Here is a 24,994-nt window from a genome sequence, read left to right as displayed (position 1 = left end):
AACATGACTTCCCCATCTGTCACACGAGTCACACGTCGCCGGTCGCGCAGTGCACGCGTCTCGGTGGCCGTGGGGCTGATCGCCCTCGCTGCGCTGGCCGTCGTCGGCGCCGTCGTCAGCGGTAGCCACCTCGCGGTGGGCTGCGCCGCTGCCGCCGCGGTCCTGTGTGGTGCCGCCGCCACCCGGATCGTCCACCTGGAGCTGCTCGACTCCCGCGTCGAGGCCGCCCGTGACCGTGCCGAGCAGGCGCAGGGCTACGTCGCCATCACCGAGGCGCGGATCGCCGAGCACGGTGCCGAGACCACCCGGCTGCAGGCGCGGCTGGAGGGCCAGGACGAGCGCCTCACCCGCGACGCCCAGGTGATCGCCGACCTCGAGGGCGCCCTCGCGGCGGCCCACCAGCGCGCTGCCGAGGCGATGAAGCAGCGCGCCGAGGCCACCCGCAACGCCGACGCCTGGCTCGCCCGGGCCGAGGGCCGGCTGGAGGAGGCCGAGGCCCGCGCTGCCGAGGCGATCCTGCGGGTGCACGAGCTGGAGATCGAGCTGGAGGCCACCCGGGCCGAGCTCCAGGCGCAGCAGGCGCTGCACTCCGGCTGGACGGCCAAGCCTGCCCAGTCCGCCTGACGGCGGCGTGTGGGGCAAGTCACAGGAACGGCCTGTTCACACGGCTGTCACCTCGGCGTAGCGTCGTCGTTCGGACACGAAACGTCCGGCACTCTTACCGGCCCCGACTGGGGTGGGCGGCGGGGCTGGAACGAAAGGTTGGACGGGCATGGATTCCATCGTGGGATCGACAGCGCAGCGACCGCTGCGCGTGGGCGTCATCGGCGCCGGGCGTGTGGGCGCGGTGCTGGCCGCAGCGCTGCGCCGCTACCGGGCCGCCGACGGGGCGCCCGACTTCGAGATCGCCGCCGTCGCCGGTGAGTCCGACGCCTCGCGTCGCCGGATCGCCGACCTGCTCCCCGGCGTCAGGATCGCCCGGCCGACGGCCGTGGCCCGCGCCGCCGACATCGTGCTGCTCACCGTCCCCGACGACATGCTCGGCAACGTCGTCACCCAGCTGGCCGCCGCCGGCGCGCTGCGCCCGGGCCAGTACGTCGTCCACACCTCCGGCCGGCACGGCCTCGCGATCCTCGACCCGGCCCGTGAGGTCGGTGCGCAGACGATCGCGCTCCACCCCGCGATGACGTTCACCGGCACCGCCGTCGACCTCGACCGGCTGGCCGGCTGCGTCTTCGGCCTCACCGCCGCCACTCCCGACCGGGAGTTCACCGAGTCTCTCGTGCACGCCCTGGGCGGCCGCCCGATGTGGGTGCCCGAGGAGATGCGGACGCTCTACCACGCCGGTCTCGCGCACGGCGCGAACCACCTGGTCACCCTGGTCACCGAGGCGATGGAGATCCTCTCGGCCGCGGGTGCCGACGACCCCGCCGGGACCCTGCGCCCGCTGCTGACCGCGGCCCTGGACAACGCCCTGGAGCACGGCGACGCCGCCCTCACCGGCCCGATCGTGCGCGGCGACGCCGGCACCGTGGCGGCCCACCTCAACGACATCCGGGCCAACGCCGTGCAGACCCTGCCGTCGTACCTGGCGATGGCACGGGCCACGCTCAGCCGGGCCGTCTCCGACGGTCGGCTGCTGCCGATCCGGGCGCTGAAGATCCGTCAGATCCTCGACGCCGCCGAGTTCGGGCTCCCCCTGGCGGAGTTCCTCGGCGCCGAGTCTGATTCCATCGAGCAGTGACCACCACCGCAGCACAGCTCGTCTCCACCCGCTCCGATCTCGCCGCCGTCCTCGCCGAGGCCCGGCGTGCCGGTGAGCAGGTCGCGCTCGTCCCCACGATGGGGGCGCTGCACGACGGCCACGCCAGCCTGATGCGGCTGGCGCGCGAGCAGGTCGGAGCCGCGGGCAAGGTCGTCGTCACCGTCTTCGTCAACCCGCTGCAGTTCGGCGCGGGGGAGGACCTGGACCGCTACCCGCGCACGCTGGAGGCCGACCTCCAGGTCGCCGGCGGCGCCAGCGCCGACGTGGTCTTCGCTCCGAGCGTGGACGAGGTCTACCCCGGCGGCTTCACCGAGGCCACCGTCGCGGCGATGACCACCGTGGTGCCGGGCACCGTCGCCGACATCCTGGAGGGCGCCAGCCGCCCCGGACACTTCCGTGGCGTCCTGACCGTGGTGGCCAAGCTGCTCGGCCTGGTCCGACCCGACGTGGCGGTCTTTGGGCAGAAGGACTACCAGCAGCTCGCCCTGATCAAGCGGATGGCCGACGACCTCTGCCTCGGCATCGAGATCGTCGGCGCCGAGACCCGGCGCGACGACGACGGGCTCGCCCTGTCCAGCCGCAACCGGTACCTCAGCCCCGCCGAGCGCACCAGCGCCCTGGCGCTGAGCCGGTCGCTGCGGGCGGCGCAGGCCGCGACGGCGTACGGCGTCGACGCAGCCCGCCAGGCGGCGCTCGCGGTCCTCGACGAGGAGCCCGGCGTGGCACTGGACTACCTGGCTCTGCGGGCCGCCGACCTGGGTGACCTGCCCGCGGAGCCGACCCCCGGCACCGAGGGCCGGATCCTGATCGCGGCACGGGTCGGCGCGACGCGTCTGATCGACAACCTGCCCTTGCAGTTCTGAGTCGGGTCAAGGACTAGGGTTTCCGGGTGACCGAGATCCGTCTTCCCGGCAAGCTCCTCGCACCCGCTCCCGGGTGGACCGCCAAGGCCGACGTCGTCATCGTCGGCAGCGGCATCGCCGGTCTGACCGCGGCACTGCGCCTGCGCGACCAGGTCGACACCATCGTGGTGGTCACCAAGGACGTGCTGGCCGCGGGCTCGACGAACTGGGCCCAGGGCGGGATCGCCGCCGCGCTCGGCGAGGGTGACACGCCCGAGCAGCACGAGGTCGACACCCTGGTGGCCGGCGCCGGTGCCTGCGACCTGGACGCCGTCCGGGTGCTGGTCGGCGAGGGCGCCGAGGCGGTGCAGGAGCTGATCAGCTGGGGCACGAACTTCGACAAGGAGGACGACGGCACCCTCTCCCTCGGGATGGAGGGCGGTCACCACCGTCACCGGATCGCGCACGCCAACGGCGACGCCACCGGTGCCGAGATCCAGCGCGCCCTGATCGAGGCGGTCAAGGCCGCTCCGGAGATCCTGGTCTTCGAGCACGCGATGGTGGTCGACCTGGTCCCCGCCGCCGACGGCGGGATCGCCGGTCTGACCCTGCACATCGTCGGCGAGGGCGACGAGGACGGTGTCGGCCTGGTCCTGACCCGCTCGGTGATCCTCGCCTCCGGCGGCCTGGGCCAGGTCTTCTCCCAGACCACCAACCCGTCGGTGAGCACCGCCGACGGGATGGCGCTCGCCTTCCGTGCCGGCGCCCGGCTGCGCGACCTCGAGTTCGTCCAGTTCCACCCGACCGTGATGTACCTCGGCCCCGACTCCGTCGGCCAGCAGCCGCTGATCAGCGAGGCCGTCCGCGGCGAGGGCGCCTTCCTGGTGGACTGGGAGGGCAACCGGTTCATGACCGACGTGCACGAGCTGGCCGACCTGGCCCCGCGTGACATCGTCGCCAAGGCGATCATGAAGCGGATGATCGAGACCGGTCACCCCAACATGTGGCTCGACGCCCGACACCTGGGCCAGGCCGAGTGGGAGCACCGCTTCCCGAACATCCTCGCCTCGTGCCGCTCCCACGGCGTGGACCCGCTCGTCGACCTGATCCCGGTCGCCCCGGCCTGCCACTACGCCAGCGGCGGCGTGGCGACCGACCTGTGGGGCCGCTCCTCGCTGCCGGGGCTCTACGCCACCGGCGAGGTGGCCTGCTCGGGGGTGCATGGCGCCAACCGGCTGGCCTCGAACTCGCTCCTGGAGGGGCTGGTCTTCAGCCGCCGGATCGCCGAGGTGCTGCCCGGTGAGCTGCGACAGTGGTCCGAGGTCGCCTCCGACACCCGTCCGGTGGGCCTGGCCCACGGCGACGTACGCCGCTCGCTGCAGGAGACGATGAGCGGCAAGGTCGGCGTGCTGCGCGGCGCCGCCGGACTGGCCGAGGCGTCCCGGGAGCTCGACGCGATCGCCACCGCGGTCGACGCCGACACCGAGGTCACCTCGACGGCGTGGGAGAACACCAACCTGCTGACCGTCTCCCGGCTGCTCACAGCGGCCGCCTCGGGCCGCGAGGAGACCCGCGGCTCGCACTGGCGCGAGGACTTCCCCGAGCGCGACGATGCCGACTGGGCGGGCCACTTCGACGCCCTCAGCACGCCCGGCACCGGCGCCGCCACCGTCACCTTCACCCCCGCACCCGCAACGGACCAGCACTGATGAAGCTCACCGAGACCACCGCCCTGCCCGAGACCCTGCTCGCCGAGCTGGCGATGGCGGGGATCGACGTCGACCACCTGATCACGATGATCGGGCTCGCCGTCGACGAGGACCTGCCCGCCGACGACTCCGTGGACGTCACCTCGGAGGCGACCATCGCCGCCGAGGCACGCGCGCGTGGCGACTTCGCCGTCCGTGACGCCGGCGTGGTCTCGGGTCTGGGGGTCGCCGAGCTGGTCTTCCGGCTCGTCCTGGGCGACGACGTCACCGTGTCGGGCCGGGTCCCCGACGGCACCCGGGTAGCACCCGGTGACGTCGTGATGGTGGTCGAGGGCTCGACCCGCGGACTGCTCACCGCCGAGCGCACGGCCCTCAACTTCGCCAGTCATCTTTCAGGCATCTCGACAGCCACCGCGGCCTGGGTGGAGGCCCTGGAGGGCACCGGCACCCGGGTGCAGGACACCCGTAAGACGATGCCGGGGATGCGGAACCTGCAGAAGTACGCCGTCCGGGCCGGCGGCGGTGTCAACCACCGGATGTCGCTGGTCGACATGGCCCTGGTCAAGGACAACCACGTCATCGCGGCGGGCGGGGTGGTGCCGGCGTACGAGGCGATCAAGCGCGACTATCCCGAGCTGCCGATCGAGATCGAGGTCACCACCCTGGCCGAGCTGCGGGAGCTGCTCGAGGTCGGCTGTGATCGGATCATGCTCGACAACATGAGCCTGGAGGAGATGACCGAAGCGGTGGATATCACCGCTGGTCGCGCCATTCTCGAGGCGTCGGGCGGGCTCACTCTGGAGCGTGCCCGCGCCGTTGCCCAGACCGGAGTGGATCTCATCGCCGTCGGTGCGTTGACGCATTCCGTGACGGTCTTCGATATAGGTTTCGATCTTGAGGATCTCTGAGATCAGGATGGTGAGATGACGCTGCTCGCGGTCGATATCGGCAATGCGCACACCCAGCTGGGGCTGCTGCGCGATGGCGAGGTCGTCGGCGATTGGCGGGTGTCGACCGATGAGCGTCGTACCAGCGACGAATGGGCGATCACCATCTCGGGTCTCCTGTCCGACCGCCTTGCGGAGTTGACTGGAATTGCCATCTGTTCAACTGTCCCGGCAGTGCTGACGGAGTGGCGGGAGATGCTGTCGAGGCATTTTGCTGATCTTCCGCGGGTCATCGTGGAGCCCGGAGTTCGCACCGGAGTGGCGGTGCAAATGGACAATCCGCGAGAAGTCGGAAGCGACAGGATCTGCAATGCCCTGGCGGCGGCGACGCTCTACGGCGGGCCCTGCATCGTGGTGGACTTCGGCGGCACCGCGACCACCTTCGACGTGGTCAACGCTGCCGGGGCGTACGTCGGTGGCGCGATCGCCCCGGGGATCGAGCTGGCTCTGTCGGGGCTGGGCCGGCGTAATGCGCAGCTGCGAGAAGTCGAAGTCAGTCGGCCCCGCACGGTGATCGCGAAGAACACCGTCGAAGCGCTGCAATCGGGGATTCTCTTCGGAATGGCCGCGCAGGTCGAAGGCCTGGTCGCCCGGATGGTCGGCGAGCTCGGCGTGGAAATCGACGGGGTCGACGTGATCGCCACCGGATATCTCGCACCCCTGGTTTTGGAGGTCATGGAGGGCGACGGGATCTTTACCGATGACGCTCCCTGGCTGACTCTTCAGGGTCTTGAAATGATCTACCGTCGCAATTCTTAGACTTTTATGCCATTGTTGGTGCTGGTCCGGGGGGAGGCTCGGATCCACCGGACAATCGACGTAAAGGAAAAACGACATGGCTCAGAAGGTCCAGATCATTCTCGAGGACGACATCGACGGCGGTTCGGCCGACGAGACCGTCACGTTCGGCCTTGACGGCTCGAACTACGAGATCGACCTCACGTCGGCGAACGCCGACAAGCTGCGTGACGCGCTCGCTCCGTTCATCGGTCACGCCCGCAAGGTCGCCCGCAGCGGCAAGGCCGGCGCCGCGAAGAAGTCCACCGGTGGCACCAACGCTGCCGAGGTCCGCGCCTGGGCGCGCTCCAACGGCTTCGAGGTCCCCGAGCGCGGTCGCATCCCGCTCAACGTCAAGGAGGCGTTCGACGCCGCCAACTGATCACTGATCAGTCCTCGCCTGGTCCCGCGGTCGTGACGGCCGTGGGACCAGGCGTTTCTTGTCCCGTGCCGGCCGTCGGGGGTGCCGGTGCGCGGCCTGTTCGCTCACAGCGGATGGGATTTCGTCGGAACCGGGAACGCGTAGGCTGGTGACAGGGTTAATCCCTGTGTCACCGGTGACACTGCCGTGTCGACCCGGTCGAAGGAGGAGCGAATGTTCGAGAGATTCACTGACCGAGCCCGTCGGGTGGTCGTGCTGGCCCAAGAAGAGGCCCGCATGCTCTCCCACAACTACATCGGCACCGAGCACATCCTGCTCGGTCTCATCCACGAGGGTGAGGGCGTCGCCGCGAAGGCCCTGGAGTCGCTCGACATCTCGCTCGAGGCCGTCCGCGCCCAGGTCGAGGAGATCATCGGCCAGGGCCAGCAGGCTCCCTCAGGGCACATCCCCTTCACCCCGCGCGCCAAGAAGGTGCTCGAGCTGTCCCTGCGCGAGGCGCTGCAGCTCGGCCACTCCTACATCGGCACCGAGCACATCCTGCTCGGCCTGATCCGTGAGGGTGAGGGCGTCGCCGCCCAGGTGCTGCAGAAGCTCGGCGCCGACCTCAACCGGGTCCGCCAGCAGGTCATCCAGCTGCTCTCGGGGTTCCAGGGGAAGGAAGGCCAGCCCGGCCAGACCGGTGGCCCGCAGACCGCCGGTGTCGGTGGCTCCGAGGCGCCCTCCTCGTCGCTGGTCCTCGACCAGTTCGGCCGCAACCTCACCGCCGATGCGCGTGAGGGCAAGCTGGACCCGATCATCGGCCGCGAGCCGCAGATCGAGCGCGTGATGCAGGTGCTGAGCCGACGCACCAAGAACAACCCGGTCCTCATCGGCGAGCCCGGCGTCGGCAAGACGTCGATCGTCGAGGGCCTGGCCCAGGACATCGTCAAGGGCAACGTCCCGGACACCCTCAAGGACAAGCAGATCTACACCCTGGATCTGGGTGCCCTGGTGGCCGGCTCGCGCTACCGCGGTGACTTCGAGGAGCGCCTCAAGAAGGTGCTCAAGGAGATCCGCACCCGCGGCGACATCGTCCTGTTCATCGACGAGATCCACACCCTGGTCGGCGCTGGTGCGGCCGAGGGTGCGATCGACGCCGCCTCGATCCTCAAGCCGATGCTGGCCCGTGGCGAGCTCCAGACGATCGGTGCGACCACCCTCGACGAGTACCGCAAGTACCTCGAGAAGGACGCCGCGCTGGAGCGCCGCTTCCAGCCGATCCAGGTGCCCGAGCCGTCCATCGCCGAGACCGTCGAGATGCTCAAGGGCGTCCGCGACCGCTACGAGGCGCACCACCGCGTCACCATCACCGACGAGGCCCTGGTCTCGGCGGCGACGCTGGCCGACCGCTACATCTCCGACCGCTTCCTGCCCGACAAGGCGATCGACCTGATCGACGAGGCCGGGTCGCGGCTGCGGATCCGTCGGATGACGGCTCCGGCGGACCTGCGCGAGTTCGACGACAAGATCGCCGAGGTCCGCACCCGCAAGGAGGCGGCCATCGACGGCCAGGACTTCGAGGCCGCTGCGCGTCTGCGTGACGAGGAGAAGCAGCTCATCGGCGCCAAGACCGAGCGGGAGAAGGCCTGGCGTTCGGGCGACTCCGACAAGGTCGCCGAGGTCGACGAGGCCCTGATCTCCGAGGTGCTCGCGATCGCGACCGGCATCCCGCTGGGCAACTTCTCCGCCGAGGAGTCCGCGCGACTGCTCACCATGGAGGAGGAGCTGCACAAGCGGGTCATCGGTCAGGACGAGGCCGTCAAGGCTGTCGCCCGCGCGATCCGTCGTACCCGTGCCGGTCTCAAGGACCCGAAGCGTCCCGGTGGCTCGTTCATCTTCGCCGGCCCGTCCGGCGTCGGAAAGACCGAGCTGTCCAAGGCGCTCGCCGAGTTCCTGTTCGGCTCCGACGAGTCCCTGATCTCGCTGGACATGAGCGAGTACGGCGAGAAGCACACCGCCTCGCGTCTGTTCGGGTCGCCGCCCGGATACGTCGGCTACGAAGAGGGTGGCCAGCTCACCGAGAAGGTCCGCCGCAAGCCGTTCTCAGTGGTGCTCTTCGACGAGGTCGAGAAGGCCCACCCGGACATCTTCAACTCGCTGCTGCAGATCCTCGAGGAAGGTCGCCTGACCGACTCGCAGGGCCGCGTCGTGGACTTCAAGAACACCGTGATCATCATGACCACCAACCTCGGTGCTCACGAGATCAACAAGTCCGTCTCGCTCGGCTTCGGCAACACCGACGACGCCGGGTCGTACGACCGGATGAAGGCGAAGGTCACCGACGAGCTGAAGAAGCACTTCAAGCCGGAGTTCCTCAACCGTGTCGACGAGGTGATCGTCTTCCCGAAGCTGGTCAAGACGCAGATCCTCGCGATGGTCGACAACTTCATGGGTGCGATCGACAAGCGCCTCAAGGACCGCGACATGGGCATCGAGCTCACGCAGGCGGCCCGCGAGCTGCTCGCCGACCGCGGCTTCGACCCCGACCTGGGTGCGCGACCGCTGCGTCGCACGATCCAGCGCGAGATCGAGGACCCGATGAGCGAGAAGATGCTCTTCGGCGAGCTGGGTGCCGGCGAGATCGTCCTGGTCGACGTGCAGGGATCCGGCCCGAGTGCCGAGTTCACCTTCACCGGTCAGAAGTCGGCGCCCGTTCCGGACGTGCCGCCGCTGGAGACTGCTGGTCTGACGGACCCGCTGAGCGACCCGCTCACGGAGCCGATCGACCTGGAGAAGCACGAGGACTGAGGTCCGAAACGCGAAGGAGCCCCGCTGAGCGGGGCTCCTTCTGCGTTTCCGGGTCGTTCAGGACCCGTGACGGCTCGTCCTCATCAGTCGTCGGCCCGCTTGGCGTTCCGCAGGATCGCTGCTGGGACCGCGTCCACGACGTCCATCGACTGCTGCGTCGTGGTGTTCACCGGCGTGCCGTCCTGCAGCGTGACCTCCTCGACGATCTCCGCTGTCGCGGTGGAGAAGCGCAGCGAGGCGACGGTGCCCGGCCGGGCGTGCTCGTCGACGAAGACGAACTCAGCGACCGGCCGGCCCAGGGCGTCGGTGGTCGTCGTACCGAGGTCGACGTGGGGGTTGCGCTGGAGCACCTCGATGGCGGCCACCCGCAGGGCGCGGGGCGCGAAGCCGCCGCGCAGGAAGTCCCCGATCGCGACGAAGACCGCCTCGTCGGTGCTGGTCGAGCCGCTGACGTGGCGGCGCAGGTAGGCGTCGAGCCTGTCCGGGTCGGTCGGCAGGCCCGCCAGGTAGGACGGGCTGGGGTAGTTGAGCCAGGCTCCACCAGCCCGGAACCGCATCACGTCGGGGGCCGGCAGCGGGGGCGTCCGGTCGTTCGAGGCCAGCAGCGTGTCCTTGCGCCACAGGGTCCCGTCGGTCGCGATCCAGGACTCCGACGTCGAGGTCGCCACGGTGATGTGGTCGGGGTGGTCCCAGTCGACGTTGCGCTCCATGTGGGTCCGCTCGATCACATGCAGGAACTGGCCGGGCCGGATGTCGTCGTACGGCGCCTTGCTGGCGACCTGGGCCAGGACGGCGAGCTCGGCGGCTGCGGCAGGGGTGGCACCGCCGGGAGCGTTCCGGGGCACCGCGAGCGGTAGCCCGACGGCGAGGGCGGCAGCGACGACCCCGACCCCGATCAGCACGCGGCGCCGGGGTCGGAACGTGACCGGCGGGGCGGTGTCGGGGGTGGCCAGGATCGTGTCGAGCACGTCGGCACGGTCCGCGGGCGCCCAGGCGGCGTCGAGGTCGGCGGTGGTGGGGCGCTGCTGGGCGAGGCGGTCGAGGGTGTTCATGCGAGTTCCTCTCGGACGGTGGCACGAGGGCTGGGGGAGGGTTCGGGGGCGTCGAGCAGGCGGCTGAGCCGCGCCCGTGCCCGGGAGAGGCGGACCTCGAAGGCCCGCGTCGAGCAGCCGGCGACCAGGGCGGCGTCGCGCGCCGTCAGGCCGTCCCAGCTGGTGAGCAGCAGGGCCTCGCGTTCGAGGGCGCTGAGCTGCTCCAGGGCCTCGAGGACGGCGGTCCGCTCGACGGCCTCCGCCTCGGCGCTCGGGGTAGCGACCGGGAGCGGCGCGAACTGCGCGGCGGTCCGGGTGAGGCGTGCCCGACGCAGCACCGAGCGGTGGTGGTTGCGGATGATGTTGCGCGCCGAGACCAGCAGCCAGGGCAGGGCGTGGTCGGGCACCTCGTCGATGCGCCGCCAGGCGAGCAGGAAGACCTCCGACACCACGTCCTGGGCGATGTCGGGGTCGGTATGTCGCACCGCATAGGCGTAGAGCCGCCCGCTGTGCTCGTCGAACAGGCCGCGCAGGCGGACCTCGTTGCTGTGGATGCTCACACCGGGGAATGTCCGCTCACAGCCCGAACCTCACATCACAGCGTGAAGGTGTCGGGTCCGACCTGGGTGACCAGCCCGTCGGCGAGCAGCCCGGCCAGGGCACGCTCACGCTGCTCGACCTTGTCCCAGGTCGCCTCGATGCTGGTGCGGTGGACCGGGCCGTCGGCGTCCCGCAGCACGGCCATGATCCGGCCGCGGCACTGCCGATCGGTGCCGGCCCAGGCCTGGGCCTTGCGGGCAGGTCCGTCGTACGCCGGCCTCCCGGCCTCCACCCACGCGCACTGGGTCCGCACCGGGCAGTCGGCGCAGCTGGGGGAGGAGGCCGTGCAGATCAGGGCGCCGAGCTCCATCACGGCCACGCCCCACACCGGCGCGGTGTCGGGGCCGGGGAGCAGGTCGGTGGCGAGGTCGCGCTCGGCGCGGGTGATGGAGGTGGGCGGGAACTCGGTGCCGCTGATCACGCGGGCGAAGACCCGGCGGACGTTGGTGTCGAGCACGACATGGCGGGCGCCGAAGGCGAAGGAGGCGATCGCCGAGGCGGTGTAGTCGCCGATCCCGGGCAGACCGAGCAGCTCCTCGTAGGTCGCCGGTACGTCGCCGTCGTACTGCTCGACGATGGCGGTCGCGGCGGCGTGCAGACGCTGGGCGCGGCGGGGGTAGCCGAGGCGGCCCCAGGCCCTGACCGCCTCGCCGACCGGCTCGGCGGCCAGGTCGGCGGGCTCGGGCCAGCGTTCCATCCAGGTCTGCCAGACCGGCAGCACCCGGACGACCGGGGTCTGTTGCAGCATGAACTCGCTCACCATGACGCTCCACGGGCTGGCGTCGGGTCGCCGCCAGGGCAGATCGCGCTGGTGGGCGTCGTACCAGTGCAGGATGGCGTCGTGGAGTGGGCTCATGGCAGGCACGATTGTCCCTGTTCGCGGGCCCTGTCGGTGTGGCACCCCGGAACTCAGGCGTCACACCTTTAACGTTGGACCCATGTCGTACGACCGGTCGCTCACACGTGGACCGCTCCCGGCGTCGGTGTACTGGCGTCGGCGGGCCGCCGTTCTCGGTGTCCTGCTGCTCCTCATCATCGGAGTCGCCCGCCTCTTCGGTGGCGGAGGGAGCGACAACAACGCCTCGGTGAAGCCCGCTGCGAGCACGACCTCGCCGGCTCCGGTCGTGCCCGAGAACGTCGGTGCCCCGGACGCGTCCCTTGGTGCCTCCGCCGGCGCCACGACGACCCCGAGCGGCTCGGCGACGGTGACTCCGGCGGCCCCGACGAGTCCTGCGACCACGCTGCCGCAGACCCCGGCCGCGCTGCCGACCCCGACCGGGCGCTGCTCCGACGACGACGTCAGCGTCTCCGCCGGGATCGACAAGGCCGAGGCCACGCGCACTGTCGCGATCAACCTGACCATCAAGACCAACGTCTCGGCCGCCTGCCTGTGGAGCTTCGGCGCCCAGGCCGTGCAGGTCGAGATCACGTCGGGCAGCGACCAGATCTGGTCGACGGTCGAGTGCCCCAAGGCGATCCCGACCCAGACGCTGACGCTGCGCCGCGACACCCCGGTCCAGGTCACGGTCAACTGGAACTCGCGCCGCTCCGACAGCACCTGCTCCGACCACACCCAGTGGGCGGTGCCCGGCTACTACCACGCCCAGGTCGCTGCGCTCGGCGGGGAGCCTTCTGACATCCAGTTCCGGCTGACCAAGCCGACCCCGGTGGTCACGACCACGCCGTCGCCGACCGCTACCGCCTCGGCGAAGGCCGGCACCGGCGCGAAGTCGGGCACGACGGCGCCGAAGAACCCTGCCTCGAAGGGCGCCCGGTCCGAACCGACCGGCACGCCGGTCCATCCCGACTGACGGGTGGTGAACCCGGATCTGGGCGGTGGTGAACCCGGATCTGGGCGGTGGTGAACCCGGAAGTCGGCGTGGGGAAACCCCCACACTTACCGCCGACCCCCTCCCCTGAGGGCTGCTCCACCGCGATGCTGACGCCGTCGGATCGACGGAAGGGCAGCAGTGGTGAAGCGGTGGGCAGGGGCGACGGCCGCCCTGGTGGCGACGGTTGCGGTCTCGCCGCGCCCGGCTGACCTGTTCCTGACCCGGCTCGCCGCGTCCTGACCGCCCTCACCCCGAAGGAATCCCGATGGTTCGTCGCTTGCTCGTCCTGCCCGTGATGGCCGTGGTGGCCGCCCTGTGGTGCGTGCTCCCTGTCCCGCTCGCGGTGGCGGGCGGCGGCAACGACCTCACCGACGGACAGGCGATGTACGTCGTCTCCACGACCGGCACCACCTACGTCGCCACCGACGTGATCCACGGCGGCTTCGCCGCGATCGGGACGGCAGCGCTCCAGCCCCACGAGTTCATCGCCGCAGCGGCCTACGACGCCCCGGCGGGAACGGCGTACGTCGTCGTGACCGCGACCACCGCCTCGGCGTCGTCGTCCACCCTGGCCAGCCTCGACCTCAGCACCGGTGAGCTCACCCGGATCGCGCGGTTCGCCAACCAGGAGGTCTTCGGCCCCAACCCGTACCCGCTGGTCCAGGGCATCGCCGTCACCCCCGGCGGCCTGATGTACGCCGTCGCGCAGGGCGACGACCTGACCAGCCCGGCGATGACCCTCTACGCCGTCACGCACACCGCCGACACCGCGACCCTGAGCGCGAAGGGGAGCACCGGCGTGCCCTACCTGCGCGCGATCACCGCCGACCCGAGGTCCGGCCTGCTGGTCGGCCTGCGCGAGGAGTCGACCCACGGGGTCGTGGTGATCAGCCCCGCCAACGGTGCGCTGCTCGGCAGTGCGCTCAGCGTCGGATCGCTGCCGTCCGGGACCTATGCGCTGGCCGTGGACCGCGATGCCTCCGACCAGAAGGTGTGGGCGCTGACCTACGGCACCTCCAGCGGCTCGGCGCTGTGGGGCGGATCGCTCGGGTCGACCAGCGTCGCGTTCAGCGCCAACACCGGTGCCGGCGGCACGATCACCGATGCCGGTGGCGCGCCGATCCCGGCGTACGGGCTGATGATCGCGCCGAAGCGGGTCGAGTTCGGCGCCGGGATCACCGGCACGGCGCGGGTCGGGGCGGTGCTGACCGCGACCACCGGTGACCTCGCCTCCGGGGTGAGCGTGACCTACCAGTGGCGGCGCGACGGCACCCCGATCGGGGGAGCGACGGCGGCGACGTACCGCCCGACGACGACCGACGTGGGTCGGGCGATCACGGTGCGCGAGGTCGCGACGCAGGCCGACCGGCTGCGGACCACCTCGACCAGTGCGGCGGTGACCGTCGCGGCCGCGTCGACCGGCGGCACGGGCAGCGGAAGCGGCCACGGCACGGATGCGGCGTGCGGCGGCACCCGGCCCGTGATCGCCGGCACCCCGCGTCGCGGCCAGCGGCTCCGGGTCGCCTCCTGCACGGTCCCCACCACCCTGGTCTGGCACGGCCACCGGTATCGGGGCGTCGTGCTGGACCCATCCCGGCGCCGGCAGCGGGTCACCCTCGGCAGCACCACCGTGACCGTCCGGCTGACGACCGCCTGGCTCGCCCGGCATCGGGTGGTCGGCACCCGGCCGACGCTGCGGCTCACCGGTCGGCTGGTCCGCCGGATCGACGGCGCCCGGCTCCAGGTCCGGGTCACCGTACGGGTGCCGGGAGCGCGCGCCGTGCGGCTGCCGCTGTCGGCAGCCACCACCCGGGTGCGGTGAACGACGGACAGCAGCGCCGTGATGCGTCACCATGCCCTGTATGACCACCGCGGCGAGCGGCCCCCACCTCCTCGGCCGCTCCGAGGAGCGCGCCGTCCTCGCGGCGTTCCTCGACGGACGTGACGCCCACAGCCCGACCATCGCCACCCTCGAAGGACCCGCCGGGATCGGCAAGACGGCGCTGTGGCGCTCGGCGCTGCACCATGCCGAGCACGGCGGCTGGCGGGTGCTGTCGGCGGCGGCGTTCGAGGGGGAGACCGGCCTCGGCGCGGTCACCCTGGCCGACCTGCTCGGGAGCGTCGCCGATGCCGAGACCGCCCGGCTCTCCGCGGCCTACCGGGACGTCCTCGACGCGCTCCGGCACGGGGAGGACGCCGGGAACGACGCGGCCCTGGCGGCAGCCTTCACCGCCCTGCTCGGCTCGCTCGCCGAGCAGGCGCCCACCCTGGTCGCGGTCGACGACGTGCAGTGGCTCGACGACCGCTCGGCCGAGACCCTGACCTTCGCCGTACGCCGTCACGGCACGCCCCGGATCGCCTTCCTGCACACCCGCCGGACCGACCGGCCCCAGCCCGCCGAGTCGGCACTGCGCGACCGCGCGCTCTCGCTCTGGCTGCCGCCGCTGGGAGCCGACACCGCGCGCCGGCTGGTCGCCGAGCGCGTCACCGGTCTCGGTCGGACCCAGGTCGCCGAGGTCGTCGCGGCAGCGGCCGGCAACCCGCTGCACGCCCTGGAGTTGGGCCGCGCCGTCGTCCGGAACGGATGGGCCGGGGTCGCCGCGACCGTGACCGGACTGATGGGGGCGACCGTCGAGGCCCTGCCGGCTCCGGCCCGGACCGCGGTCCTCGCGGTCGCGCTCAGTCCCGCCGTACGCTCCGGAGAGCTGGCCGCCGCCGTCGGCCTCGACGCGGTCGAGGAGGCGTTCGCCGCCGGGGTGCTGGAGCGCGCCGGGGACGAGGTCCGGTTCGTGCACCCGCTGGTCGGGTCGGTCGCCGTCGAACTCTCGGGCGCTGCCGAGCGCCGCCGGCTGCATGCCGCGCTGGCCGACGCGATCGCCGACGACGCCCGGCACTGGCTGCATGCGGGCCGGGCCGCGCAAGGCCCCGACGAGGCACTGGCAGCCGCCCTGGCGCGGGCCTCGGGTCGGGCGGAGGTGCACGGCCGGCGCCGCCCGGCGATCGAGCTGGCCGAGCATGCGCTGAGGCTGACCCCCTCGCACGCCGCCGAGCGTGACGAGCGCCTGGTCGCGCTCGCCGAACGCCTCCAGCAGGCAGGGGAGATGGCGCGGGCGCGGGAGCTGCTCGGCGACGTCGCGGGGCTGGGCGGAGCACGGTTGCGAGCCCGGGCCTACCTGCTGCTGGTCGACGTCGATCCGGCGCCGCTGCCGCAGCTGCAGGAGCACCTGGACCGGGCCGCGATCGAGGCGGGCGAGGACCCCTGCCTGCGGGCGCACGTCCTGGTCGAGTCGGCGGCGTTCGCCGTCCGCGGTCATGTCGAGCGGATCGGGGACGCGGCCGAGTGGGCGCAGGAGGCGGTGCGTCTGGCCGGGGAGGACACCGGTCTGCTGCGCCGGGCGCTCTTCGAGTGGGCCTGGGCCCGGGCGGCCGCCGGCGAGCCGGTCGCAGCGCTGCTGGAGCGTGAACGGAGCCTCCCGGGGCCTGCTGCGGTGGCGGCGTACGGCGTCGAGCGGGTCGCCCTGATCACGCGGATGTGGCGCGGGGACCTGGCCGCGTCCCGGGCCGCGTTCACGACCATGCTGCGGACCGCCGACGAGCAGGGCGAGCGCGAGTCGGCCGGCGCCGCCCTGGTCCAGCTCGCCGAGGTCGAGGTCAGGGCCGGCCGGTGGGAGGCGGCGGCGACGGCGGCCGACCAGCTCGCCGAGGCGTCGCTGGTCCAGGACGTCGACCCGGCGATGCGGCGGCTACGCGCCCAGATCGCCGCCGGACGCGGGCAGGTCGCCCTGGCCCACGAGCTCGCCGCCGAGGCGATCGCGAGCGCCCAGGCGGTCGGGATGCGCTGGCAGGAGCTCGAGGCACGGCGGGCGATGGGGGTGATCCTGCTGCTGGAGGCGGGTGGGGTCGGCTCTGGGGCTGGGGCTGGCTCTGGGGTCGTCTCCAGGGTCGGCGCCGGGCTGCCCGGGGATCGGGACCGGGCCGCGGCGGGAGCGGTCGTGGCACTCTCCTCGGTCTGGACGCACCTGCGCGAGGGCGGCTTCGGCGAGCCCGGTGCGTTCCCGGTCGCCGCCGAGCTGGCCGCAGCCCTCGCCGCTACCGGGGCCGTCGCCGGTCTGCAGGAGGTCGTCGGGGCGCTGGCTGAGGTAGGTGACGATCACCCGTGGGCCGCCGCCGCGCGCCACGCCGCCGAGGGACACCTCGCGCTGCTCACCGGTCCGGGCGGCAGCGGCGTCGATGCCGCGATCGGGGCGTTCGGTGAGGCCGCCGACGGGTTCGGGGCGCTCGGCTTCGCCTTCGACCAGGCCCGCTGCCTGAGCCACGCCGGGAGCGCCGCACGTCGTGCCCGACGGCTGCGCGAGGCCAAGGCGCTGTTGGGGGAGGCGGCGGAGAGGTTCGATGCGCTCGGGAGCAGCGGGTGGTCGGCCGGCGTACGGGCGGAGGCGGCGCAGCTCGGTGGGCGGCCCCGGACCGCGGAGGGGACACTGACGGCGACCGAGCGCCGCGTCGCCGAGCTGGTCGCGCAGGGGCTGCGCAACCGCGATGTCGCCAAGCGGCTGGTGGTCTCCGAGTCGGCGGTCGAGGCGACACTCTCGCGGCTGTACGCCCGCCTCGGGATCAGGTCGAGGACCGAGCTGGCAGCGCGGTTGCCGGAGCTGGCCGAGTGAGGTGGCGAACCCGGATCTGGACGGTGGTGAACCCGGAAGTCGGCGGTGGCGAACCCGGAAGTCGGCGGTGGGAAACCCTCAATTCGGGGATCTTCATCAGGAATTTCTCAGGAATTGCATCAGGAAAGCGTGTGATTGACGTCTGTGACGTGAGAGGTTCCTACGTGGGACCTCACAGGTCCGTACACATACCTGCCTGCGCACCCTCCACGCGCAGACTCTCGGAAGGCTCCACATGAACGTCTACAAGATCCGTCTCGTCGCCGCTGCCCTCGTCGTCGGCTCGCTCGGCACGCTCGCCGCCTGCGGTGGTGGCGGTGGCCGTCCCTCCGCCGACAAGATCGCCGGCGTGCTCAAGAGCGAGACCTCGACCTTCGGTGACATCTCCGACTCGGTCGCCAACTGCATGGGCAAGGCGTTCCACGACTCCGACCTCTCCGACGGGTTCCTCAACGCCCTGGTGGAGAAGAAGGAGAACTACAAGCCGAGCAGCAAGGACAAGGACGCCTTCACCAAGGTGACCACCGGTGCGGCCGGCGAGTGCGCCAAGGACGCCGTCAAGGACCTCACCTCCTCGCCGAGCGCGTCGATCGACCCGAGCGACCTGCCGAGCATCGACCCGTCGGCGCTGTCGAGCATCGACCCGTCGGCGTTCGCCTCGAACTGAGCCCGTCGGCGCCTCGCGCCGGACACCCGAAGGCCGCCTGCCCCGTGGGGTCGGGCGGCCTTTCGGCGTCCGGTTACGATGACGTGCGCGCCGGGCTGCTCCGGTGCGAAGCGTGAAGGTGGAGAGATGTCTGCGGTACTGAAGGTGCTGGCCGTCCTGGCTGCGATCGGGATGCTGGCCCTCGGCGGCATCTGGACCGCCCAGGCCAACGGCTGGATCGGCCACGCCACCCCGTCGCGGGGCATCGCCACCGTCGGCGGACTCCTGGCCGGCCTCGGCGTCGCGCTGCTCTACGTGATCTTCACCAGCGGCCGGCGCCGCTGATCTGCGCCCGCTGCGGCGCGACGAACCAGCGCAGCGGCGTATGGGCCACCAGAGCCACCAGGCGGAGCAGCAGCGGTCGCAGCACGAAGAACGTGCCGAGCGCGACCACGCCTCCGACCAGCAGGCCGGCGATCACGTCGAGGGGGAAGTGCACCCCGATGTAGACCCGGGCCGCCGCCATCAGGATCGCCAGGCCGACGGTGATCAGGCCCAGCCGACGGTGCGCCAGCAGGACGCCGATCGCGACCGCCCCCGCCATCACCGAGTGGTCGCTCGGGAACGAGTAGTCGGTGCTGTGGTGCGCCAGCACCAACGCATGTGAGAAGACCACGAAGGGGCGCGGCTCGGTGACCGCGTTGCTGATGAACTGGTTGAGCCCGACCGCGATCAGCATCCCGAACGGCGCCCAGACCGAGGCCGCCACGCTGCGCGGCTCACCCGTGGACCGGGCGCGCCACCACGACCACAGCAGGATCAGGGCGAACACGACGACGCCGTACTGCGCGAAGAGGCGAGCGGGGGTGTGCAGCCACGGGGTGTGCCGGGAGAACGTGTTGACGGCGTCGAACCACCGTTCGTTCAGTCCCGCCCAGACCACATGCTGATCGTTGCCCGCCGCCGCTGTCATGCCACATCTCCACCCTGATCGTCGCCGATCGTCACTGCTTCCGGGGGCGGAGCACCCGCCACCGGGACGCACCGTAGGCCGACGTTGCTGCAACGAACCTGACCGCGCGTTCACGTCCCGCCGAAACTTTCGATTTCCGCCACCTTTCCCTCCGAAGCGCAGCTGTGTGACGCAGGTCACCTCATGCTGACGCTCATGTTTCGCGCGACCGAGCGCGTCATGACCAGGGAGATTTTGAGATGAAGCTGGTTCGTCCCACCGGAGTCGCGGCGATCGCCGTCGCCTCCTCGCTCACCTTGGCCGCCTGTGGGGGCGGCATCGGCGGCGCATCGGGCTCCTCGGAGTCGGACACCTTCACGATCGGGTTCGTGACCACCGACACCGGCTCGCTGGCCGACTTCAGCACGCCGAACAACTACGTGGTCAAGCAGATGACGGCGTACTTCAAGGACCACCCGATCAAGGCGGGTGACAAGGAGTACAAGGTCAAGATCGTCACCGCCGACTCCCAGTCCGACACCTCCCGGGCCGGCCAGGTCGCGGCCGACCTGATCAACAACGACGGTGCCAACCTGCTGATCTCCGACGGCACCCCGACGATCGACAACCCGGTCTCGGAGCAGTGCGAGGCCAACTCCGTGCCCTGCCTGACCAGCGTCAGCCCGTGGCAGCCGTTCGCAATCCGCAGCGGTTCCAAGCCGGCCGACCTGAAGTGGAGCCACCACTTCTTCTGGGGCCTGGAGGACGTCGCCCAGATCTACGCCAACATCTGGAAGGCGATCCCGAACAACGGCAAGGCCGCCGGGCTCTTCCCCAACGACGCCGACGGCACCGCCTGGGCCGCGAACTTCCCGACCCTGACCAAGGACTCCGGGGTGACGATCAACAACCCCGGCGCCTACACCGACGGCACCAAGGACTTCTCCGCCCAGATCTCCAAGTTCAAGGGCGACGACGTCATCGTCGGGCTGCCGATCCCGCCGGACTTCACCACCTTCTGGAAGCAGGCGGCCCAGCAGGGCTTCAAGCCCAAGGTCGCCACCATCGGCAAGGCGATGCTCTTCCCCAGCGTGGTCGAGTCGGTCGGCAAGATCGGCAACAACGTCTCCACCGAGGTCTGGTGGCACCCCACCTCGCCGTTCACCAGCTCGCTGACCGGGCAGACCTCGCAGGAGCTGGCCGACGCCTACGAGAAGGAGACCGGCAAGCAGTGGAGCCAGCCGCTCGGCTTCGCCGAGGCGCTCTTCGAGGTCGCCGCGGCGGCAGTGCAGAAGGCAGGTTCCACCGACGCCGCCGCGATCAACACCGCTCTGGGGACGCTGAGCGTGGACACGATCGTGGGGAAGGTCGCCTGGGGCGCCGACCCGAACGTGCCGGCGTACGTCGCCAAGACGCCGGTCGCGGGTGGGCAGTGGCGCCTGTCCACGAACGGCAAGCATCCGTTCGATCTGGTGATCGTGGAGAACTCGCTCAACCCGAAGACGCCGCTGGGTGGCAAGCCCGAAGCGCTGACCTGGTGAGCCCGATGACACCGCTGCTGCGTGTCGACGGCCTGGCCAAACGGTTCGGTGCGGTGGTCACCGCCGACGGCATCTCCTTCGAGGTGCCCGCCGGCGCGGCCCTGGCCGTGCTCGGACCCAACGGCGCCGGCAAGTCGACGCTCCTGTCCATGATCAGCGGGGCGCTGCCCGCCGATGCCGGGACCATCACCTACGACGGTCACGACATCACCCACACCTCGGCGGCCAAGCGCAGTGCCGCCGGGATCGCGCGAACCTTCCAGGTGCCGCGGCCGTTCTCGGGGATGACCGTCTTCGAGAACGTCCTGGTCGCGGCCAGCTTCGGTGGCGGCCAGCGCGGTCGGCACGCCTACGAGCGCGCCGCCGCAGCGGTCGAGACCGCGGGGATGTCGCGGCTGGCCAACGAGAAGGCGGGCGCCCTGCGCCTGCTGGACCGCAAGCGGCTGGAGCTGGCGCGAGCACTGGCGACCGACCCGAAGCTGATCCTGCTCGACGAGATCGCGGGCGGCCTGAGCGAGCACGAGCTGCCCGAGCTGATCCGGGTGCTGAGCGAGCTCAAGGCCTCCGGCGTCACGATCGTGTGGATCGAGCACGTCGTGCACGCGCTCAACGACATCGCCGACTCGGCGCTCTGCCTGGCCGGCGGCGAGATCATCGCCAGCGGCACGGTGCGCGAGGTGATGGCCCACCCGAAGGTGCTCGAGGTCTACCTCGGGGCCGTGGCCGGTGCGGGGGAGGTCGCATGAGCGCGCTGCTCGAGCTCGAGGGTGTCAGCACCCACTACGGCGACTTCCAGGCGCTGTACGGCATCGACTTGACCCTGGCCGAGGGCGAGACCCTGGCCGTGATCGGGGCCAACGGCGCCGGCAAGTCGACGCTGCTCAAGACCATCGCCGGTCTGATGCCGACGACCGACGGCGCTGTCTGGTACGACGGCGACGACATCGCCCCGCTGCCGTCGTTCACACGGGTCGAGGCCGGGATCGCGCTCACCCCGGAAGGTCGCAAGATCTTCCCGAGCCTCACCATCGAGGAGAACCTCCTCGTGGGGGCGTACCGGAAGCGGCCGGGTCCGTGGAACCTGCAGCGGATCTACGAGACCTTCCCGCTGGTCTCGGACCGGCGCGAGCGCTACGGCGCGCACCTGTCGGGCGGTGAGCAGCAGGCCGCGGCGATCGCCCGTGCCCTGATGAGCAACCCCCGGCTGCTGCTCCTCGACGAGGTCTCGCTGGGCCTGGCCCCGGTCGTGGTCAAGGAGATCTACGCGGCCCTGCCCGCGATCACCGCCCAGGGCACCACCGTGCTGGTCGTCGAGCAGGACCTCAACCAGGCGCTCTCGGTCGCCGACCGGGTGCAGTGCCTGCTGGAGGGCAGGACCGTGCTGGAAGGTCCGGCCGAGGGGCTGGACCGCGACGCCGTCGCGGCGGCGTACTTCGGACTGGAACGGAGCCACTGATGGGCACCACTCTCAACGCCATCGTGCAGGGCATCCTGCTCGGTGGCCAGTACGCCCTGCTGGCGTGCGGGCTCTCCCTGATCTTCGGTGTGATGCGGATCGTGAACCTCGCGCACGGGACCATCGCGGTGGCAGCGGCGTACGGCGCCTTCTGGTGTGTCGACACCCTGGGTCTGCCCACCTGGCTGGCCCTGGTCATCACCGTGGTCGTCTTCGCCGGGATCGGCTACCTGCTCCAGCGGGGGCTGTTCAACAGGGCGCTCAAGGCCGGCGAGCTGGAGCCGCTGCTGGTCTCCTTCGGGCTCTCGATCGTGGTGGTGAACCTGCTCCAGGAGCACTTCAGCGCCGACTCGCGCCACATCGGGATCGGCTCCTTGGAGACCGCCTCCCTCAAGATCACCGGCGACATCTCGATCGGCTGGTTCTCCGTGCTGGTGCTGATCGCGGCGGTGCTGGTGATCGGGGCGATCGAGCTCTTCCTCGGCCGCACCTCGCAGGGCCGGGCGATGCGCGCCACCAGCGACGACCCCGACACCGCGCGGGTGATGGGGATCAACAACGCCCACGTCTACGCGCTGGCCACCGCGATCGCGATCGCCACCGTCGCGCTGGCCGGGGTGGTGATCGGGATGAGCACCGTCTTCTCGCCCGGGTACGGCGACCTGGTGCTGCTCTTCGCCTTCGAGGCGGTCATCATCGGCGGCCTCGGGTCGCTGTGGGGCACCCTGGCCGGCGCGCTGGTGCTCGGCGTCGCCCAGACCGTCGGTGCCCAGATCGACCCGGCGTGGGGCGTCCTCGCCGGACACATCGTCTTCCTGCTGGTGCTGCTGCTGCGCCCGCAGGGCCTCATGTCGAAAGTGAAGGTGGCCTGATGAGCGCGCTCACCGCATCCACGGGTTCTCCGTCGCCGTCCTCGTCCTCGCCCTCGGGCTCGTCGGGGGAGGTCAAGGTCGCCCGCGGGGACGTCAAGGGCGGCATCGCCTTCGGTGTCCTGGCGGTCGCGGTCGTCGTGCTCGCCGTGGTGGTGCCCTACACCGTCAGCCTCGGCCAGCTCGGCAACCTGGTGAACCTCTTCACCCTGGTCATCCTGGGCACCACCTGGAACTTGCTGGCCGGCTACGGCGGCATGGTCTCGGTCGGGCAGCAGGCGTTCATCGGCGTCGGCGGCTACGGCACCTTCTACATCGCCGACACCCTCGGCGTACCGCTGATCGGGGCGGTGCTCTGCTCCGCCGTGGTCTGCGTCGCGGTCGCCTACCTGGCCTCGTTCCTGGTCTTCCGCCTCGTCGGCGGCTACTTCGCGATCGGCACCTGGGTGGTGGCGGAGGTGATCAAGCTGCTCACCACCCAGTTCGACGCGCTCGGTGGCGGGGCCGGGATGTCCCTGGACGCGTTCCGCGGTACCGACCGGGTCACCCGGGTGGCGACGGTCTACTGGCTGGCGCTGGCGGTCACCGTGATCGTGGTGCTCGGCACCTACCTGCTGATGCGCTCGCGGGTCGGGCTCGGCCTGACCGCGATCCGTGACGAGCGTGTCGCTGCGGCCAACGTCGGCGTCTCGGTCGACCGCGGCCGACGGATCGTCTACCTGGCCGCGGCCGGGGGAGCGGGCCTGGCCGGTGCGCTGATCGCGATCAACAACCTCCGGGTCGGCCCGGAGTCGAGCTACTCGGTCAGCTACACCGCGGCGATGATCTTCATCGTGATCATCGGCGGGATCGGCACGATCGAGGGCCCGATCGTCGGGGCGGTGCTCTACTGGGTGCTGCAGAACCAGCTCGCCGACCTCGGCACCTGGTACATGGTGATCCTCGGCGTCGTCGCGATCGTGATCGTGCTGGCCGCCCCGCAAGGCCTGTGGGGTCTGGTGACGCGGGGCAAGCTGCACGCGTTCCCGGTGCACTACCGGCTGCGGGGCTGAGCCCGGCCGGCGTACGAGCCGGAGTCGGTACGACGAGGGGCCCGCTTGCGCACGCAGGCGGGCCCTGCGCCGTCCGGTCAGGTGTTGATCAGGTCGGCGTCGTCGGCCAGGGAGGTGTCGGGTCCGACCTCCAGGCACTCCAGGTCGGGGTCGGCCAGGAGGGCGTCGCGCAGTGGCACCGAGCACCCGATCAGGGTGCTGTCGAAGTCGATCTCGGAGAGCACGATCCAGGCGTGGTCCTCGGGCCACCACAGCGTGGGCGACTGGGTGGCGTGCTGCTCGCGCATCTGCCGGGCGAACTCGGCCGAGGCGGCCTGTGGGTCGATGGGGGCGGGCTCGTCGCTGTCGAGGCGAGCTGTCACCCGCCAGGCGATCCCCGTGGGGGAGTCGCTCTCCTCCTCCCAGCCGGCGACCTCGAAGTCGACCGCGTGGTCCGGCACGGTGCCGATCGACGTAGGCCCGAAGAGCAGGTAGTCGCGACCCGGTAGCGCGACGGTGGGCGCCGTACGCCAGCTGTTCGGGAGCTGCCCGAAGCCGTCCCAGAGAGCGAGGTAGCACCGCTCGGGGGTCTCGGTGTGGCGGCTGAGCAGGGTGGCGAGCCGGGTCAGGGTGTCGCGGTCGAGGGTGCCCTCGGTCGGGTCGCTCCGGAAGATCTCGCTCTGGACGTCGCTGTGGAAGACATCGTCGTCGGCGCTGTCGCGGGTGAGGGCGCGCCACTGCGCTGCTGGATGGAGCACGGTCCCGTGGCGCTGCGCCGCCTGGGCCCAGGAGCGATCGTCGTCGCGGCCGGGGATGCCCTGGTCGGGGCGGTGGAAGAGCCGGACGTACGCCGGGTAGCCGCGCGGCAGCAGCTCGTCGACCCGGGCGCCGAACGCGGGTATGGCCCCGACCAGCCACTGGGCGGGGGTGAGGTCGGCACGCGGTTGGAGCGGTGACGCGGGGGCCATAGGTCGACGGTAGCCGGGGCGGCTGAAGTGCTGGGTCGCAGCTTTTGTCGGTGGGTGTGTCTAGAGTCGGGGTAGATCGTCAGTGAGGGCACCCCGAGATCCGTAGGGGCGAAGCCGGCGCACGAAAGAGACGCGCACCTGGTCGGGTGTGTGACGTGTGCGAGCCGCCCCGAGGAGGTGTCCGCTGATGAGTCAGGT

Annotated in this window: 23 protein-coding genes; 18 read left to right on the top strand and 5 right to left on the bottom strand. The window is 71.2% G+C overall.

Translation table 11 applies throughout. The features are described 5' to 3' along the window. The first annotated feature begins 3 nt into the window (after window positions 1-3). The 8 genes from Q1V88_RS09005 (at window position 4) to Q1V88_RS08970 (ending at window position 9,209) form a co-directional block, all read left to right on the top strand. Window positions 4-624 carry a hypothetical protein gene (locus tag Q1V88_RS09005; protein WP_300680612.1) on the top strand — a complete coding sequence of 207 codons (621 nt, stop codon included), beginning with the start codon at window positions 4-6 and terminating at the stop codon, window positions 622-624. Window positions 625-772: 148 nt separating this feature from the next. Then, entirely contained in the window at window positions 773-1,744 is a 972-nt protein-coding gene (locus Q1V88_RS09000; RefSeq protein WP_300680610.1) for a DUF2520 domain-containing protein, read from the top strand. Beyond that, window positions 1,741-2,628 (top strand): pantoate--beta-alanine ligase, encoded by an 888-nt coding sequence (gene panC / locus Q1V88_RS08995; RefSeq protein ID WP_300680608.1) that lies wholly within the window; start codon window positions 1,741-1,743, stop codon window positions 2,626-2,628. The genes Q1V88_RS09000 and panC overlap by 4 nt, the downstream gene beginning before the upstream one ends. A 26-nt stretch (window positions 2,629-2,654) precedes the next feature. Then, complete coding sequence (locus Q1V88_RS08990) at window positions 2,655-4,316, top strand: L-aspartate oxidase (RefSeq protein ID WP_300680607.1); 1,662 nt, start codon at window positions 2,655-2,657, stop codon at window positions 4,314-4,316. Then, window positions 4,316-5,224: a carboxylating nicotinate-nucleotide diphosphorylase gene (nadC, locus tag Q1V88_RS08985; RefSeq protein ID WP_300680605.1), complete on the top strand. Its 909-nt coding sequence runs from the start codon at window positions 4,316-4,318 to the stop codon at window positions 5,222-5,224. Before Q1V88_RS08990 ends, nadC begins: the two co-directional genes overlap by 1 nt. 15 nt (window positions 5,225-5,239) lie before the next feature. Continuing rightward, entirely contained in the window at window positions 5,240-6,022 is a 783-nt protein-coding gene (locus Q1V88_RS08980) for a type III pantothenate kinase (protein WP_300680603.1), read from the top strand. A 76-nt stretch (window positions 6,023-6,098) separates the two neighbouring features. Continuing rightward, on the top strand, window positions 6,099-6,422 hold the full coding sequence (locus Q1V88_RS08975) for an Lsr2 family protein (protein ID WP_300680601.1): 324 nt from the start codon (window positions 6,099-6,101) through the stop codon (window positions 6,420-6,422). A 213-nt stretch (window positions 6,423-6,635) separates the two neighbouring features. Further along, on the top strand, window positions 6,636-9,209 hold the full coding sequence (locus Q1V88_RS08970; protein WP_300680600.1) for an ATP-dependent Clp protease ATP-binding subunit: 2,574 nt from the start codon (window positions 6,636-6,638) through the stop codon (window positions 9,207-9,209). A gap of 83 nt (window positions 9,210-9,292) precedes the next feature. On the opposite strand, the gene Q1V88_RS08965 is transcribed toward Q1V88_RS08970, so the two are convergent. The 3 genes from Q1V88_RS08965 to Q1V88_RS08955 are packed head-to-tail and all read right to left on the bottom strand — an operon-like array spanning window position 9,293 to window position 11,696. Continuing rightward, window positions 9,293-10,261 carry a CU044_5270 family protein gene (locus Q1V88_RS08965; protein WP_300680598.1) on the bottom strand — a complete coding sequence of 323 codons (969 nt, stop codon included), beginning with the start codon at window positions 10,259-10,261 and terminating at the stop codon, window positions 9,293-9,295. After that, window positions 10,258-10,800, bottom strand: coding sequence for an RNA polymerase sigma factor (locus Q1V88_RS08960; protein WP_300680596.1), 543 nt, complete (start codon window positions 10,798-10,800; stop codon window positions 10,258-10,260). Before Q1V88_RS08960 ends, Q1V88_RS08965 begins: the two co-directional genes overlap by 4 nt. A gap of 35 nt (window positions 10,801-10,835) precedes the next feature. Then, a complete protein-coding gene (locus Q1V88_RS08955) occupies window positions 10,836-11,696 on the bottom strand; it encodes an A/G-specific adenine glycosylase (RefSeq protein WP_300680594.1) in 861 nt (286 codons plus the stop codon). Window positions 11,697-11,778: 82 nt separating this feature from the next. On the opposite strand from Q1V88_RS08955, the gene Q1V88_RS08950 reads away from it, so the two are divergent. From Q1V88_RS08950 to Q1V88_RS08930, 5 genes are all read left to right on the top strand, one after another. After that, a complete protein-coding gene (locus tag Q1V88_RS08950) occupies window positions 11,779-12,651 on the top strand; it encodes a hypothetical protein (RefSeq protein WP_300680593.1) in 873 nt (290 codons plus the stop codon). 286 nt (window positions 12,652-12,937) lie between these two features. Beyond that, a complete protein-coding gene (locus tag Q1V88_RS08945) occupies window positions 12,938-14,494 on the top strand; it encodes a hypothetical protein (protein WP_300680591.1) in 1,557 nt (518 codons plus the stop codon). Window positions 14,495-14,534: 40 nt separating this feature from the next. Then, window positions 14,535-17,333, top strand: a complete 2,799-nt coding sequence (locus Q1V88_RS08940) for a LuxR family transcriptional regulator (RefSeq protein ID WP_300680590.1) — start codon at window positions 14,535-14,537, stop codon at window positions 17,331-17,333. Between the two features lie 235 nt (window positions 17,334-17,568). Continuing rightward, window positions 17,569-18,000: a hypothetical protein gene (locus Q1V88_RS08935; protein WP_300680589.1), complete on the top strand. Its 432-nt coding sequence runs from the start codon at window positions 17,569-17,571 to the stop codon at window positions 17,998-18,000. Window positions 18,001-18,126: 126 nt separating this feature from the next. After that, entirely contained in the window at window positions 18,127-18,324 is a 198-nt protein-coding gene (locus Q1V88_RS08930; RefSeq protein ID WP_300680587.1) for a hypothetical protein, read from the top strand. On the opposite strand, the gene Q1V88_RS08925 is transcribed toward Q1V88_RS08930, so the two are convergent. Next, complete coding sequence (locus Q1V88_RS08925) at window positions 18,302-18,952, bottom strand: phosphatase PAP2 family protein (RefSeq protein WP_300680584.1); 651 nt, start codon at window positions 18,950-18,952, stop codon at window positions 18,302-18,304. The two genes, Q1V88_RS08930 and Q1V88_RS08925, sit on opposite strands and share 23 nt — an antisense overlap. A 239-nt stretch (window positions 18,953-19,191) precedes the next feature. Between Q1V88_RS08925 and Q1V88_RS08920 the strand changes: the two genes are divergently transcribed. Genes Q1V88_RS08920 through Q1V88_RS08900 form a run of 5 tightly spaced genes read left to right on the top strand, consistent with a single transcriptional unit; the run spans window position 19,192 to window position 23,849 of the window. Beyond that, on the top strand, window positions 19,192-20,472 hold the full coding sequence (locus Q1V88_RS08920) for an ABC transporter substrate-binding protein (protein WP_300680582.1): 1,281 nt from the start codon (window positions 19,192-19,194) through the stop codon (window positions 20,470-20,472). A gap of 5 nt (window positions 20,473-20,477) precedes the next feature. Next, window positions 20,478-21,218 carry an ABC transporter ATP-binding protein gene (locus tag Q1V88_RS08915; protein WP_300680883.1) on the top strand — a complete coding sequence of 247 codons (741 nt, stop codon included), beginning with the start codon at window positions 20,478-20,480 and terminating at the stop codon, window positions 21,216-21,218. After that, entirely contained in the window at window positions 21,215-21,928 is a 714-nt protein-coding gene (locus tag Q1V88_RS08910; protein ID WP_300680581.1) for an ABC transporter ATP-binding protein, read from the top strand. Before Q1V88_RS08915 ends, Q1V88_RS08910 begins: the two co-directional genes overlap by 4 nt. Then, a complete protein-coding gene (locus tag Q1V88_RS08905; RefSeq protein WP_300680580.1) occupies window positions 21,928-22,800 on the top strand; it encodes a branched-chain amino acid ABC transporter permease in 873 nt (290 codons plus the stop codon). The genes Q1V88_RS08910 and Q1V88_RS08905 overlap by 1 nt, the downstream gene beginning before the upstream one ends. Next, the gene (locus tag Q1V88_RS08900) at window positions 22,800-23,849 is read left to right on the top strand and encodes a branched-chain amino acid ABC transporter permease (protein WP_300680578.1); all 1,050 of its coding nucleotides are present in this window, start codon (window positions 22,800-22,802) and stop codon (window positions 23,847-23,849) included. Before Q1V88_RS08905 ends, Q1V88_RS08900 begins: the two co-directional genes overlap by 1 nt. A 77-nt stretch (window positions 23,850-23,926) precedes the next feature. On the opposite strand, the gene Q1V88_RS08895 is transcribed toward Q1V88_RS08900, so the two are convergent. Beyond that, window positions 23,927-24,796 (bottom strand): hypothetical protein, encoded by an 870-nt coding sequence (locus Q1V88_RS08895; RefSeq protein ID WP_300680576.1) that lies wholly within the window; start codon window positions 24,794-24,796, stop codon window positions 23,927-23,929. Between the last annotated feature and the right edge of the window lie 198 nt (window positions 24,797-24,994).

Source organism: Nocardioides sp. (assembly GCF_030150155.1).
GTDB lineage: Bacteria > Actinomycetota > Actinomycetes > Propionibacteriales > Nocardioidaceae > Nocardioides.
Note: the sequence above shows the minus strand (reverse complement) of the source record. Positions and strands in the feature narration are given on the sequence as shown.